3 protein-coding genes are annotated in these 16,383 nt (G+C 75.5%); all 3 read left to right on the top strand.

Annotated features, from left to right (window positions below; all coding sequences use genetic code 11):
- On the top strand, positions 1-5,939 hold a 5,939-nt coding region (locus ACFV4F_RS12710), incomplete at its 5' end, for a type I polyketide synthase (protein ID WP_380502083.1).
- Between the two features lie 57 nt (positions 5,940-5,996).
- A complete protein-coding gene (locus ACFV4F_RS12705) occupies positions 5,997-10,724 on the top strand; it encodes an SDR family NAD(P)-dependent oxidoreductase (RefSeq protein ID WP_380502081.1) in 4,728 nt (1,575 codons plus the stop codon).
- Complete coding sequence (locus ACFV4F_RS12700; protein WP_380502079.1) at positions 10,721-16,339, top strand: type I polyketide synthase; 5,619 nt, start codon at positions 10,721-10,723, stop codon at positions 16,337-16,339. Before ACFV4F_RS12705 ends, ACFV4F_RS12700 begins: the two co-directional genes overlap by 4 nt.
- Positions 16,340-16,383 lie beyond the last annotated feature (44 nt).

Here is a 16,383-nt window from a genome sequence, read left to right as displayed (position 1 = left end):
GGGGGCGCGGGGGGGGCGGGGGGGCGCGCGCGCTCCGAGCGTCTCGCGGGGCCCGCGGCCCCCGGGGGGGGGGGGGGGGGGGCGGGGGGCGGCCCCCCCCCCCCCCCCCCGCGGCCGGCGGGCTGCAGAACCGGCTGGCCACCGTGTCCGAGGCCGAGGGCGACCAGCTGCTCCTCGACCTCGTGCGCACCCACGCGGCGACGGTGCTCGGGCACACCGACCCCACCCGGGTCACCCCCGACGCGACGTTCAAGGAGGCGGGCTTCGACTCGCTGACCGCCGTCGAACTGCGCAACCGCCTCAGCGGTGCCACCGGGAAGCAGCTGTCGTCGACCCTGATCTTCGACCATCCGACGCCGGTCCTGCTGGCCCGGCATCTGCTGGCCGGACTACGGGGCACCGAGGCGGCCGTCGCCGCCGTGCCGGGCGCCGCGCCCGGGGACGATGAGCCGATCGCGATCGTGTCGATGAGCTGCCGCTACCCCGGTGGCATCGCGAGCCCGGAGGACCTGTGGCGGCTCGTCGCCGACGAGGCCGACGTGGTCACCCCGTTCCCCGCCGACCGTGGCTGGGACGTGGACGCGCTGTACGACCCGGACGGCGTGCGGCCGGGGACGACGTACGTGCGCGTGGGCGGGTTCCTCGACGACGCCGCACGGTTCGACGCCGAGCTGTTCGGGATCAGCCCGCGTGAGGCCCTCGCCATGGACCCTCAGCAGCGACTGCTGCTGGAGACCTCCTGGGAGGTGCTGGAGCGGGCCGGCGTCGCCCCGACGTCCCTCAAGGGAAGCCCGGTGGGGGTGTTCGTCGGAGCCGCGTCCCAGGGGTACCCCTCCGATCCGCGCCAGGCCCCCGAGGAACTGGGCGGCTATCTCCTGACCGGGAGCACGGCGAGTGTCATGTCCGGCCGGATCGCCTACGCCCTCGGCGTCGAGGGTCCCGCGCTGACCATCGACACCGCCTGCTCCTCGTCCCTCGTGGCGCTGCACATGGCGGTGCAGTCCCTGCGGCGCGGCGAGTGCTCGCTCGCCATGGCCGGCGGGGCCGCCGTCATGGCGACCCCCGACATCTTCCTGGAGTTCAGCCGCCAGCGGGGGCTCTCCCCGGACGGCCGCTGCAAGGCGTTCGCGGCGTCCGCCGACGGCACCGGCTGGGGCGAGGGCGTCGGCATGCTCCTGCTGGAGCGGCTGTCGGACGCGCGGCGAAGCGGCCACCCCGTCCTGGCGGTCGTCCGCGGCTCCGCGGTCAACTCCGACGGCGCCAGCAACGGCCTGACCGCGCCGAACGGCCCCTCCCAGCAGCGGGTGATCCGGCGCGCCCTCGCCGACGCCCGCCTGTCGGCCGGTGACGTCGACGTGGTGGAGGCGCACGGCACCGGCACGAAGCTGGGCGACCCGATCGAGGCACAGGCGCTGGCGGCGACGTACGGGCGCGAGCGGGAGCCGGACCGCCCGCTGCGCCTGGGCTCGGTGAAGTCCAACATCGGGCACACGCAGGCCGCCGCGGGGATCGCCGGTGTCATCAAGATGGTGGCGGCGATGAAGCACGGGGTGCTGCCCCGGACGCTGCACGTCGACCGGCCCACCCCCGAGATCGACTGGTCGCAGAGCGGGCTGTCGCTGATGGCCGAGGCCGAGCCGTGGCCCGAGACCGGCCGGCCGCGCCGGGCCGCGGTCTCCTCCTTCGGCATCAGCGGGACCAACGCCCACGTGATCATCGAACAGCCCCCGTCCGCGGCCGGCGAGCCCCGCGCCGACGGCCCCGCGCCGGATGCGCCGGCGGCTGTGCCCTGGCCCCTGTCCGGGAGGACCGCCGAGGCGCTGCGCGCGCAGGCCCGTCGGCTGCTCTCCCACCTCGCCGGCGATCCCGGGTTCGACGTGGCGGGCGTCGGCCGTTCCCTGGCCACGACCCGTGCCCTGCTCGGTCACCGCGCCGTCGTGGTCGGGGACGGGCGGCAGTCCCTGCTGGAGGGGCTGGCCGCGCTGGCCGAGGGCCGTGACCGGGACTCGGTCGTCGTGGGCGAGGCACAGACACGCGGGAAGACGGTGTTCGTCTTCTCCGGCCAGGGGTCGCAGTGGCCGGGCATGGCTTCGGAACTCCTCGACGGCAGCGAGGTGTTCGCCGCCCGGATCCAGGAGTGCGAGGCCGCCCTCGCCCCCTTCGTGGACTGGTCGCTGACGGGTCTGCTGCGCGGCGCGGGCGACGCGCCGTCCCTGGACCGGGTGGACGTCGTGCAGCCCGCGCTGTTCTCGGTCATGGTGTCCCTGGCCGCCCTGTGGCAGTCCCTGGGGGTCCGGCCGCACGCGGTGATGGGGCACAGCCAGGGGGAGATCGCCGCCGCCTGCGTGGCCGGGGCGCTGACGCTCCAGGACGCGGCCCGCGCGGTGGCCCTGCGCAGCAAGGCCCTGGCCGCGATGTCCGGCCGGGGCGGCATGGTGTCCGTCGCTCTGGGCGAGGACGACGTGTCCGCCCTGCTGGCCCGGTGGGAGGACCGGCTGTCCGTCGCCTCGGTCAACGGCGCGTCGTCCACGGTCGTCGCCGGTGATCCGCGGGCCCTGGAGGAGCTGGTGGCGCGCTGCAAGGCCGACGGGATCCGGGCGAGGACGCTGCCGGTGGACTACGCCTCGCACTCGCCGCAGGTCGAGCAGGTCCGGGAGCAGTTGCTGCGGGACCTGGCGCCCCTCTCCCCGATGCCTTCGGACGTCCCCTTCTACTCCACGGTCACCGGCACGGAGCTGGACACCACGCAGCTCGACGCCGCGTACTGGTACCGCAACCTCCGGGAGACGGTCCGGCTGGAACAGGTGACGCGCCTCCTCCTCGACGACGGGTTCGACGTCTTCGTCGAGGCCAGTCCGCACCCCGTCCTGTCGGTGGCGATCCAGGAGACCATGGACGCCGCGAACGCTCCGCACGCAGTGGCGGTGGGTTCGCTGCGCCGCGACGACGGCGGACTGCGGCGCTTCCTCACCTCGGCCGCGCAGCTGCACGTCGGCGGCACACCGGTGGACTGGCCGGGTACCTTCCCGGGGCGCGTCGGGCTGATCGAGCTGCCGACCTACCCGTTCGGGGGCGAGCGGTACTGGCTGCGGCGCTCCGGCGGGCCGGCCGACGTCACCTCGGCGGGTCTGGGGCGCAGCTCGCACCCGGTGCTCAGCGCCGTGGTCACCCTGCCCAGCCCGGCCGGCACGGTCCTGACCGGTCGGCTCTCGGCGCGGGCACAGCCCTGGCTCGCGGACCACACGGTGCTGGACACGGTCCTCTTCCCGGGCACCGGGCTCGCCGAGCTGGTCCTGCGCGCGGCGCAGGTCACCGGCTGCGGCACGGTCGAGGAGCTCACGCTCCTGGAGCCGCTGATCGTCGAGCGGGACGGCGGCGTCCAGCTGCGGGTGATGGTCGAGGAACCGGACGAGACCGGGCGCCGGTCGGTGGAGGTGCACTCGCGGCCGGAGAAGGCCGATGAGTCCGGTGAAACTGGTGAGTCCGGCGAGAACACTCCGTGGCTGCGGCACGCCGTCGGTGTGCTCGGCGTCCACGGCGGCACGCCTGCGGCGCCGGTGGCCGAGTGGCCGCCGGCGGGCGCCGAGCCGGTGGAGCTGGACGGCGGGTACGCGGTGCTCGCGGCGGCCGGACTCGGCTACGGACCGGCGTTCCAGGGGCTGCGCGCGGTCCGGCGGCACGGGCGGGACCTCTTCGCCGAGGTGAGCCTTCCCGACCAGGACCAGGCCCGGAACTACGGGGTGCACCCGGCGCTGTTCGACGCCGCGCTGCACGCGGTCGTCCTGGGCGGCCTGGTGGCCCACTCCGGTGACCCGCTGCTGCCGTACGCCTGGAAGGGCGTCACCCTGCACTCCGCGGGGGCGGCGGCGCTGCGGGTGCGGCTGTCGGCGACGGGCCCGGACACCGTGTCGCTGACGGCGACCGACCTGTCCGGCGCGCCGGTGCTCTCGGTCGATTCGCTGATGGTGCGGCCCGTGTCGCCGAGACGCCTGGAGAACGCGCGCGGCGGGCGCCGCCGTTCGCTGTTCCGGATCACCGGCGAACAGCTCGCCCTCCCGGCGGCCCCGGCCTTTGCGTCGGGCGCCTGGGCCGTGCTGGAACCGGGTGGTGTGGAGCTGGCGGCCGTCGTGGAGCCGTCCGGCACGCGGTGGGACGGGTACGACGACCTGGACGCGCTGGCCGGCGCCGTCGCCTCGGGGGCCGTGCTGCCCGAGGTGGTCCTGGTGCCGTGCTGGGACGGCACCCGGCGAGACACCGGCCGGGCCGAGGACGTGCGGGAGGCTGTGCACCGCGCGCTCGCGCTGGCGCAGGGCTGGCTTGCCGACGAGCGGTTCGCCGCGTCGCGGCTGGTCTTCGTCACCCGGCACGCCGTGTCGGTGGGCGAGGACGCGCCGCACGATCTTGCGCACGCCCCGCTGTGGGGCCTGCTGCGGTCGGCGCAGTCGGAGCACCCCGGCCGGTTCGGCTTGCTGGACGTCGACGGCGACGACGCGTCGCTGCGGGTGCTGCCGGCGGCGCTGTTGTCGGGCGAGGCCCAGGTGGTGGTGCGGCGGGGCGTGGTGCACACGCCCCGTCTCACCCGCGTCCCGGCGGACGCCGCGGGGACGGGCGACGGGCCGCGCTTCACACCCGGCGGCACGGTGCTGATCACCGGCGGGACGAGCGGGCTCGGCGCGCTGGTCGCCCGCCATCTGGTGGCCCGGCACGGTGTGAGCGACCTGCTGTTCACCAGCCGCAGCGGTCGCGGGGCGGCGGGTGCGGCCGAGCTGGAGGAGGAACTCACCGCTCAGGGTGCCCGGGTGACGGTGGCGGCCTGTGACGTGGCCGACCGGGACGCGCTGGCGGCGACGCTGGCACGGATCCCCGCAGACCGTCCGCTGACGGCGGTGGTCCATGCCGCCGGTGTCCTGGACGACGGCGTCCTCACGTCGCTGACGCCCGAGCGGGTCGAGCGGGTGCTGCGGCCGAAGGTGGACGGCGCGCTGAACCTGCACGAACTGACCCGGGACGCGGACCTGTCGGCCTTCGTGCTCTTCTCCTCGGCCGCCGGCGTGCTGGGCACCGCGGGACAGAGCGGATACGCGGCGGCGAACACGTTCCTGGACGCGCTCGCGCACAGTCGGCGGGCCGAAGGGCTGGCGGGGACGTCCCTGGCGTGGGGCATGTGGGAGCAGCGCAGCGGGCTCACCGGCGGCCTGTCGGACCAGGATCTGCGGCGGATGGCGCGTTCCGGGGTCGGGCAGCTCCCCACTGATGAAGGTCTGGCGCTGTTCGACGCGGCGCTCGACGCCCCGGACCCGCTGCTGGTGCCGATGAGGCTCGACCCGGCGGCGATGCTCGCCGAGGGCGAACCGGAGCTGGTGCCCGCGGTGCTGCGCGCGCTGGTCCCGGTCCGGCGGCGCCCCGGCGGTGCGGGCGCGGACGACGGCCTGCCGTTCGCCGACCGGGTGGCCGCGCTCCCCGCCGAGGAGCTGGACCGGGCGTTCTTGCACCTGGTGCGGCAGCAGGCGGCCACGGTCCTGGGGCTCGCCTCCCCGGACGCCGTGCAGGGCGGCCGGGGCTTCCTCCAGATGGGGTTCGACTCCCTGACGGCGGTCGAACTGCGCGGCCGGCTCGGTGCGGCCACCGGGCTGCGGCTGCCGACGACGCTGATCTTCGACCACCCCACGCCCGAACAGACCGCCCGCCACCTGCGGGAGCGGCTCTTCCCGGACGAGCGGGAACTCACCGGCCCCGAGGCCGAGGAGCAGATGGTGCGCGAGGCCTTGGCCGCGATCCCGGTGGCCCGGTTGCGCCGGGCCGGTCTGCTCAGGGCCCTGCTCGGGCTCGCCGCGCAGGACAACGGGACAAAGCCGCCGGCGGGCGGCGCGGCGCGAGAGTTCGACGACATGGACGTCGACGACCTCGTGCGGGCGGCCTTCGACGGGGAGAGGTCCTGATCGTGGCCGCGTTGAGCGAATGGGACGGACAGGACGGACAGGACGGATGGAGGGATCATGACCGCATCGCCTGAAGCGGTGGTCGAGGCCCTGCGGGCTTCGCTGAAGGAGAACGAGCGGCTCAGGAACGCCGTGCAGGCCGCGGTCGAGCCGGTGGCGATCGTCGGGATGAGCTGCCGGTACCCGTCCGGTGTCGATTCTCCCGAGAAACTGTGGGACCTGGTCCTGGAGGGCCGGGACGCGGTGTCGGGGTTTCCCGGCGACCGCGGCTGGGATCTGGCGTCACTGTTCGCCGCCGACCCCGACCAGCCGGGAACCTCGTACACGCGGGAAGGCGGGTTCCTGTACGACGCCGCGGAGTTCGACGCGGGGTTCTTCGGTATCTCGCCGCGTGAGGCCCTCGCCATGGACCCGCAGCAGCGGCTGCTGCTGGAGACGTCCTGGGAGGCCGCCGAGCGGGCCGGCATCGACCCGCTGTCGTTGCGCGGCAGCAGGACCGGGGTCTTCGCCGGTGTGATGTACCACGACTACGGCTCCCGGCCGGGCCTGGCGTCCGAGGAGGCGGAGGGCTACCTCGGCACGGGCAGCGCGGGCAGCGTCGCCTCCGGCCGGATCTCCTTCACGCTGGGCCTTGAGGGGCCCGCCGTGACGGTGGACACGGCGTGCTCGTCGTCGCTGGTGGCCCTGCACCTGGCGGTCCAGGCGCTGCGCCGGGGCGAGTGCTCGCTGGCCCTGGCCGGCGGTGTGACAGTGATGTCGACCCCGTCGACGTTCGTGGAGTTCAGCCGTCAGCGCGGGCTCGCCCCGGATGGGCGCTGCAAGTCCTTCGCCGACTCCGCGGACGGGGCCGGGTGGAGCGAGGGCGCCGGGGTGCTGCTCCTGGAGCGGCTGTCGGACGCCCACCGCAACGGACGCCGTGTCCTTGCCGTGGTGCGCGGCAGCGCGGTGAACCAGGACGGCGCGAGCAGCGGGTTGACGGCGCCGAACGGGCCGTCGCAGCAGCGGGTGATCCTGCAGGCCCTCGACGACGCGGCGCTGTCGGCCGCGGACATCGACATGATCGAGGGGCACGGCACGGGCACGCCGCTCGGCGACCCGATCGAGGCGCAGGCGATCCTCGCGGTCGCCGGCCATGACCGTGAACGCCCGCTGTGGCTCGGCTCCGTGAAGTCGAACATCGGCCACACCCAGGCCGCGGCGGGCATCGCCGGGGTCATCAAGACGGTGCAGGCGTTACAGCACGGTGTGCTGCCCGGGACCCTGCACGTCGACGAGCCCTCGACCCGGGTGGACTGGTCGGCCGGGGCGGTGGAGCTGCTGACCGAGACCCGGGACTGGCCCGACCCCGGGCGCCCGCGCCGCGCGGGGGTGTCGTCCTTCGGCATCAGCGGCACCAACGCGCATGTGATCGTGGAGGAGGCCCCGGACAGCGGCGGGGGCGGCGACGAGCGCCCGCCCGAGGCCGAGGGCGTCCCGCTACCGTGGCTCGTGTCGGCCCGCGGCGAGGAAGCGCTGCGGGCCCAGGCCGGGCGGCTGGGCCGGTACGTGGAGGACGGCCCTGCCCTGCGCCTCGCCGACGTGGCGTACTCACTGGCCACGACGCGGTCGGCCTTCGACCACCGCGCGGTCGTCGTCGCGGCGGACCATGCCGAGCTGGTGCACGGCCTCGGCCGCCTCGCCGAGGGCGAGGTGCCCGCCTCGGGCGCACGCGGCACGGTGTCCGACGGCAAGCTGGCGTTCCTGTTCACCGGTCAGGGCGCGCAGCGGGTGGGCATGGGACGGGACCTGTACGCGCGGTATCCGGTGTTCGCCGACGCCTTCGACGCGGTCTGCGCCGAACTGGACCGGCATCTCGGCCGGCCGCTGCGCGACGTGGTCTTCGGCGGCCCCGGCACCGAGGGACTGCTCGACGAGACGGTCTGGACCCAGCCTGCGCTGTTCGCGGTCGAGATCGCCTGGTACCGGCTGGTGGAGTCGTGGGGTGTGCGCCCTGATCTCGTGTCCGGCCACTCCGTCGGCGAGCTGGCCGCGGCGCACGTCGCGGGGGTGCTGTCGCTCGCGGACGCGGCCACCCTGGCCGCGGCCAGGGGCCGGCTGATGCAGGCGCTGCCGCGAGGAGGCGCGATGACGGCGGTGCAGGCGTCCGAGGAGGAGGTGGCGCCGCTGCTGGCACAGCGGCCCGGGCGTGCCGGGCTCGCGGCGGTGAACGGCCCCGCCTCGGTGGTGGTTGCCGGTGACGAGGACGCCGTCGCGGAGGTGGCGGCGCACTTCGCCGGCCGGGGACGGAAGACGCGGCCGCTGCGGGTGAGCCACGCGTTCCACTCGCACCGGATGGACGCGATGACCGAGGACTTCGCCGCCGTGGTGCGGACCGTGTCCCTGCACGCTCCGCGGATCCCGGTGGTGTCCGCGCTGACCGGCACCGTGGTGGCGGCCGGGGACCTGTGCACCCCCGAGTACTGGGCGCGGCACGCGCGGGACACCGTCCGGTTCCTCGACGCGGTCCGCGCCCTTCAGGCCGAGGGCGTCACCACGTTCCTGGAACTCGGTCCGGACGCCGTGCTCGCCGCACTGGGCCAGGAGTGCGCCGACGGCGGCGACCTCGACTTCACGGCGGTCTCGCACCGGGACGAGCCCGAGCTGCGGACCCTGCAGGCCGCGCTGGGACGGCTGCACGTACGGGGCGTCGGGGTGGACTGGGCGGGCGTGCTCGCCGGCACCGACGCCCGGACGGTGCCGCTGCCCACCTACGCCTTCCAGCGCCGGCGCCACTGGCTGGAGGCCGCGGGCGGTGACGGGGCCTCGGCCCGGGTCGACGATCACCGCTACCGCGTCGACTGGGCGCCGCTGCCCGCGCCCACCGCGCCCCGGGTGTCCGGCCGTTGGCTGGTCGTGTTGCCGGAGGGCGTCGCCTGCCCGGCGGACGAGCTGTCGGCGGCGCTCGGGCGCGCCGGGGCGGACGACGTCGTCCGGCTGAGCCTCGATGCCGTGACGGGGACCGACCGGACGGCTCTCGGCCGCCGGCTGCGCGAGGCCGCCGGGGAGCAGCCGTTCACGGGTGTGATGTCTCTCCTGGCCGTGGACGAGCGGCCCCTGCCGGACAGCTCTGCACTGACCTGCGGCCTCGCGGCGACGGTGGTGCTGGGGCAGGCGCTGGGCGACACCGGGACCGGCGCCCCGCTGTGGTGTCTCACCCAGGGTGCGGTGGCGGTCGGCCCCGACCCGGTGCGGCGCCCGGCGCAGGCGACCGTGTGGGGGCTGGGGCGGGTGGCGGCGCTCGAATGGCCGGACCGGTGGGGCGGCTTGGCCGATCTGCCGGAGTCGGTGGACGAGACCGCGCTGTCGCGCCTCGTGGCGGTCCTCGCCGAGCCGGGCGGCGAGAGCCAGCTGGCCGTGCGGGCCGATGGCGTCCTCGGCTGCCGGCTGGTGCGCTCCCCCTCGGCCGAGACGCCGGTGCGGCGCGTCTGGCAGGCCACGGGCAGCGTCCTGGTGACGGGGGGGACGGGCGGACTCGGCGCGCAGGTGGCGAGGTGGCTGGCCGGCCAGGGCGTCCCGCACCTGGTGCTGCTCAGCCGCCGGGGGCCCGCCGCGCCCGGCGCGGCTGGGCTGGAGGCCGACCTGCTCCGGCTGGGCAGCAAGGTGACCGTCGTGGCCTGCGACATCACCGACCGGGACGACCTGCGCCGGGTCGTCGAGTCGCTCCCCGAGGACCGTCCGGTCACCGCCGTCGTGCACGCGGCGGGCGCGGTCCAGGAGGAGAAACCGCTGGCGCGGTGCGACCTCGCCGAGATGGCCGAGGTGATGTCCGGCAAGCTCGCGGGGGCGAGGAACCTCGACGCCGTCTTCGACGGCTGCGGCCGGCCCCTCGACACGTTCGTCCTCTTCTCCTCCGGCGCCGGGCTGTGGGGCAACACCGGGCAGGCGGCGTACGCGGCGGCCAACGCGTTCCTCGACGCCCTGGCAAGCTTCCGCCGGGCACAAGGGCGCGCCGCGACCTCGGTCGCCTGGGGCGCCTGGGGCGGCGGCGGGATGGCCGCCGGGTCGGGCGAGCTGCTGCTGCGGCGCGGTGTCCCGCTGATGGCTCCGGAGACGGCCCTCGCGGGTCTGCGGGCCGCGCTCGACCGCGACGAGACCGCCACCGCCTTCGCCGCCGTCGACTGGGAGCGGTTCGCGCCCGCGTACGGCGCGTCCCGCTCGCGTGCGCTGCTGAACGACCTGCCCGACGCACAGCGCGTGCTGCGCGGCGACGCCGGGCCGGGGCGCGCCGGGGCGCTGCGGGAGCGGCTGGCGTCCATGTCCGGGGAGGAGCAGGAGCGGCTGCTGCTCGACCTGGTGCGCACCCACGCGGCTGCCGCCCTCGGCCACCGCGCGGCGCAGGACGTCCGCGCTGCGGCGACGTTCCAGGATCTCGGGTTCGACTCGATGGCTTCGCTGACGCTGCGCAGCCGACTCAACGAGGCCACGGGTCTGACCCTGCCGACGACCGTGGTCTTCGACCACGCCACCCCGGCCGCGCTGGCCCGGCACCTGCGCACGCAGGTCCTCCCCGAGGGCGTGCGGGCCGACGCGGTCCTCGCCGACGTGGACCGGCTGGAGACGGCGGTCGAGGCGATGGACGCCGACGACGAGACGCGCGCCCGTGTCGTCACGCGGCTGCGGACGCTGCTGTGGAAATGGGCCGAGCCCGGCCTCGTCACCGCCGGGGCGCCGGAGGAAGACGCCCTGATGCTGGCGACCGACGACGAGATGTTCGACATCGTCAACAAGGAGCTTGGGATCTCGTGACCAGCACTGAGGACAAACTTCGCCAGTACCTGAAACTCGTCACCACCGAGCTCCGCCAGACGCGGGCACTTCTGGAGCACGCCGAGCAGAAGGAGCACGAACCGGTCGCGATCGTGGGCATGGGATGCCGGTTCCCCGGGCACGTCGAGTCCCCGGAGGACCTGTGGCGCCTGGTCCGCGACGGGGCCGACGTGGTGTCCGGGTTCCCGCAGGGGCGCAACTGGGACGTGGAGGACCTGTACGACCCGGAGCCGGGCCGCCCCGGCAAGAGCTATGTGCGCACCGGCGGGTTCCTCGACGACGCGTCCGGTTTCGACGCGGAGTTCTTCGGGGTCAGCCCGCGCGAGGCGCTCGCGACGGATCCCCAGCAACGGTTGTGGCTGGAGGTCACCTGGGAGGCGTTGGAGCGGGCGGGCATCGATCCGGTGTCCCTGCGGGGCAGCAGGACCGCGGGCTTCGTCGGGATGACGCACCAGGGGTACGCCTTCCCCTCGCGCCTGGACCCGGACGACGAGGTCGCCGGCTACCGGCTGACCGGGAGCACTGCGGCCGTGGCCGCCGGACGGGCCTCCTACGTGCTCGGGCTGACCGGTCCCGCGGTGACCGTGGACACCGCCTGCTCGTCCTCCCTGGTGGCGCTGCACCTGTCGGTCAACGCGCTGCGCTCCGGGGAGTGTTCCCTGGCGCTGGCGGGCGGGGTGACCGTCATGTCCACCCCGAACGCCTTCGTGGAGTTCAGCCGGCAGCGCGGTATGGCCGCGGACGGCCGGTGCAAGCCGTTCGCCGCAGCCGCGGACGGCACCGGCTGGGGCGAGGGTGCTGGCGTCCTGGTGCTGGAGCGCCTGTCGGACGCGCAACGCCACGGCCACCCCGTGCTCGCGGTCATCAGGGGCTCCGCGGTCAACCACGCGGGTGCCGGGAACGGGCTGACGGCGCCCAACAGCCCGTCCCAGCAGCGGCTGATCCGTGAGGCGCTGGCGCAGTGCCGGCTGTCGCCGTCGGACGTGGACGCCGTGGAGGCGCACGGGACCGGGACCACGCTGGGCGATCCGATCGAGGCGCAGGCGCTTCTGGCGACGTACGGTCAGGACCGTTCCGGTGACCGGCCGCTGTGGCTGGGCTCGGTGAAGTCGAACATCGGCCACACCCAGGCCGCCTCCGGCGTCGCCGGTGTCATCAAGATGGTGATGGCCATGCGGCACGGCGTCCTGCCGCGCACCCTGCACGTCGACGAACCCACCCCGCACGTCGACTGGACGGCCGGCGCCGTCCGTCTGCTGACCGAGAACCGGGCCTGGCCCGACAGCGACCGCCCACGCCGCGCCGCCGTCTCCTCCTTCGGCGTCAGCGGCACCAACGCCCACGTCATCCTCGAACAGGCGCCCCCGGAAACCACCGTCACCGACGGGGACGAGCATGCGGCCCCGTCCGTCACGCGGACCCTGCCATGGATGGTGTCCGGCGCGAGCCGCGAGGCGCTGCGGGCGCAGGCGCAGCGTCTGGCCTTTTATGCCGACGCCCACCGCGAGGTGACCGACGCGGACATCGGCCGCTCCCTCGTGACGACCCGGGCGGTCTTCCCGCACCGGGCGGTGGTCGTCGGCTCCGGCAGGGACGAGTTCGTGCGGGCGCTGACGGCGCTGTCCCGGGGCGAGGAGTCCCCGGCGGTCGTCTCCGGCACTCCGCCGCGCGACGGGGAGGACGCCGGGGCCGGGCGGTGCCGGACCGTGTTCGTCTTCCCCGGCCAGGGCGCGCAGTTCGCCGGCATGGCCGTCGGCCTGCTGGACTCCTCCCCCGTCTTCCGGGACGCCCTGCGGGAGTGCGCCGACGCACTCGCGTCGCATGTGGACTGGTCGCTGCTCGACGTGCTGCGCGGGGCGGACGCCGGCTGGCTGGAGCGGGTGGACGTCGTCCAGCCCGCCCTGTTCGCGGTGATGGTGTCGCTGGCGGCCCTGTGGCGCTCGGTGGGCGTAGAGCCGGACGCCGTGGTGGGCCACTCGCAGGGCGAGATCGCCGCCGCCTGCGTGGCGGGAGCCCTCTCGCTCCAGGACGCGGCCCGCGTGGTGGCGGTGCGCAGCAAGGCGCTGCGGGCGCTGGCCGGGCGGGGCGCGATGGCCACCGTCGCGCTGGGCGAGGCCGAGGCCGGGGCTCTCGTCGGGCTGTGGGGGGAGCGGCTGTCCGTGGCCGCGGTCAACAGTCCCTCCTCGGTGGTGGTGTCCGGCGACGCGGACGCGCTGGAGGGCCTGATGGCCCGGTGCGCCGAGGACGGCGTGCGGGCGCGCCGCGTCCCGGTGGACTACGCCTCGCACTCCCCGCAGGTCGAGGAGGTGCGCGACGAGCTGCTGGAAGCGCTCGCCGGTGTCTCGCCCGCCTCCCCGCGCACGCCGTTCTTCTCGACGGTCACGGGCACCGCCCTGGGCGCCGGTGAGCTCGGGCCGGACTACTGGTACCGCAACCTCCGCCAGGTCGTGCGGCTGGCGGAGGTGACCGGGGAGCTGGCGAAGAGCGGTTACGACGTCTTCCTGGAGATGAGCCCTCACCCGGTGCTCACCGTCCCGCTCCAGGAGACCGTGGAGCACTCCGGGACGGACGGTGTGCTCGTCACCGGGTCGCTGCACCGGGACGACGCGGGGGCGGACGGTTTCCTCCGGTCGGCGGGCAGGCTGTACGCCCACGGGGCCGCGCTCGACTGGGCCCGGGTGTTCGCGGGCGGCGGGCGCCGGGTGGATCTGCCGACGTACGCCTTCCAGCGGCGCGGCTACTGGCTGGACGACCGTGGCGCGAGCGCGGACCTCTCGGCGACGGGCCTGTCCCCGGCCGGGCATCCGCTGGTCAAGGCGGTCGTCGCCGCCGCGACCGGGAACGGTCTGGTGCTCAGCGGACGGATATCGGTCCGTACGCAGCCGTGGCTCGCCGACCACGCCGTGCACGGCGCCGTCCTCCTGCCGGGCACCGCGTTCCTCGAACTGGCGCACCACGCCGGCCGGTTGCTGAACGCCGGGCGGGTGCGGGAACTGACCGTCCAGGCTCCGCTCCTCCTGTCCGGCGACGAGGCGGTGACCCTTCAGGTGGTGGCGGAGAGCGGGGACGAGGGCTGGTCCGTCACCGTGCACTCCCGGGTCGGGGACGACGAGCCCTGGACGCGGCACGCGACCGGTCTCCTCGTCGCCGAAGAGCCCGCCGCTCCGGTGGAGAGCGGGGCGTGGCCGCCTGCGGGCGCGGTCGCGGTCGACGTGGGCGGCCACTACGCCCGGCTGGCCGACCAGGGGTACGCGTACGGTCCCGCCTTCCAGGGGCTGCGGGCCGCCTGGCGGCTCGGGGACGCCGTCTTCGCCGAGGTGCGGCTGGACGAGGAGCACCTCTCCGACGCCGAGTCGTTCGGCCTGCACCCCGCGCTGCTGGACGCGGCCCTGCAGACCGTCGCGCTGACCGGCTCGGACGACGGCGAGGGGGCGGCGGCCCGGCTGCCCTTCTCGTGGAGCGACGTGTCCGTGCACGCGGCCGGGGCCGGCGCCCTGCGCGTACGGCTGGCGCCCGTGGGGCCGGACGCGGTGACGCTCACGCTCACCGACTCGTCCGGCAGCCCGGTGGCCTCGGTGGGTTCGCTGGCCCTGCGGCCGGTCGATCCCGCTCAGCTGGGCCCGGCCCGGCTGTCCCGGCACGACGGCCTGTCCCGGCACGACGGGCTGTTCCGCCTCGACTGGACCGCAGCGCCCGCCCGGCGGGCCGAACCACCCGCGCGGTGGGCGCTGGTGGGTGCCGTTCCCGGATACGAGGAGCCCTCGGACACGCCGTCGGCGGACCACCGCACCGAGGTGCGCCGGCACCGCGATCTGGCCGCCCTGGGCGAACACGTCCGTTCCGGTGCGGCGGAGCCCGAGGTCGTGGTGGCGTCCTGCGTCCCGGACTCCGCCGCCGGGTCCGCCGGCGGGGAGGGGTCCGTGCGGGAGACGGCGGGGCGGGCGCTGAGCCTGGTCCAGTCCTACCTCGCCGACGAACACCTCGCCTCGTCGCGGCTGGTCCTGGTGACCCGCGGCGCGGTCGCGGCACGGGAGCGGGACGTCCCGGACAGCGCGCAGGCGGCGGTCTGGGGCCTGGTGCGGACGGCTCGGACGGAACACCCGGACCGCTTCGTCCTGGTGGACGTGGACACCGGCCGCATCTCCCCCGAGCAACTGGCGGCGGCGCTGGCCACCGGGGAGGAACAGGTCGCCGTGCGCGCCGGCGAGGTCATGCTGCCCCGGCTGGCCGCGTCGGACGGGCCCGCGGAACAGCGCGGTGCGCGGCGGCCGTTCACCGGCGGAACCGTCCTGATCACCGGCGGCACCGGCATGCTCGGCGGCCTCGTCGCCCGCCACCTGGTCACCGCCCACGGGGCAGCGCGGCTGCTGCTGGTGAGCCGTCAGGGCCCGGCGGCCCCGGGTGCGGCGGAGCTGGTGTCGGAGCTGTCCGCGCTGGGGGCCGAGGCGGAGGTGGCGGCGTGTGACGTGGCCGACCGGGACGCCCTGGCGGCGACGCTGACCCGGATACCCGCCGATGCGCCGCTGACCGCGGTGATCCACACCGCCGGGGTCCTGGAGGACGCGGTGGTGACCTCCGTGACACCCGACCTGCTGAGCCGCGTCCTGCGCCCGAAGACCGACGCGGCCGAGCACCTCGACGCGCTGACCCGGGGGACGGACCTCTCCGCGTTCGTGCTGTTCTCGTCGGCGTCGGGGGTCCTCGGGACGGCCGGACAGGGGGCGTACGCCGCGGCGAACGCGGCCTTGGACGCGCTGGCACAGCGCCGCCGGGCGAGTGGCCTGCCCGCGCTGTCGCTGGCCTGGGGGTTCTGGGAGCGGCAGAGCGCGATGACCGGGCACCTGGCGGAGGCGGACCTGGCCCGGATCGCGCGTTCCGGGATGCGCCCCCTGTCGTCGCAGCAGGGCCTGGAACTCTTCGACAGGGCGCTGACGGCCGATGACGCGGTCCTGGTGCCCATGCGGCTCGACCCGGTGGCGCTGCGGGCGCGGGCCGCGTCCGGCGCGGTCCCACCGGTGCTGCGCGCGCTGGCCGGACCCAAGGCGGTGCCGTCCGGGCGCTCCGGTGCGGGCGCCGTGGAGCCGGCCGTGCTGGAAGGCGTGGATGCCCTGTCCGAGAGCGAACGCGAGCGGGTCCTGCTGAAGCTGGTGTGCTCCACGGTCGCGGCGGTGCTGGGACACCGGTCCGCGGATGACATCTCCGACACCCGGGGATTCCTGGAGATGGGGTTCGACTCGCTGACCGCGGTCGAGCTGCGCAACCGGCTCGCCGCCGCCTGCGGGCTGCGGCTGCGGACCACGCTCGTGTTCGACCATCCCACGCCGCGTGCCGTCGCCTGTCACCTGGGCACGCTGCTGGCCGGGAACGAGGACCGTGCGGCGGAGGCGGTCATCGCCGGCCTCGACCGGCTGGCGGACGGCCTGCGGGGCACGGCCCTGCGGGACGAGGTGCGGGAACGGGCGGCGGCACGCCTGGCGGAGCTGCTGGCCGAGCTGACCGGGCAGCCCGGCCCGGCCTCGGGCACGGAACTCGACGCCGCTACCGACGAGGAACTCTTCGATCTGGTCGACAACGGTTTCCTGCAGGCGAAGTGACGGGCCGTCTGGCCGGCCGGACGGGAAGGAGCGGAACACGTGAC

The organism is Kitasatospora sp. NPDC059722 (genome assembly GCF_042733235.1).
Taxonomy (GTDB): Bacteria; Actinomycetota; Actinomycetes; order Streptomycetales; family Streptomycetaceae; genus Kitasatospora.
This window is presented reverse-complemented; position numbering and strand designations above follow the sequence as displayed.

What these genes read in the sequence shown, in the direction of transcription:
- ACFV4F_RS12705 (WP_380502081.1), top strand. Translation starts at nt 5,997, where the DNA reads ATGACCGCATCGCCTGAAGCGGTGGTCGAGGCCCTGCGGGCTTCGCTG.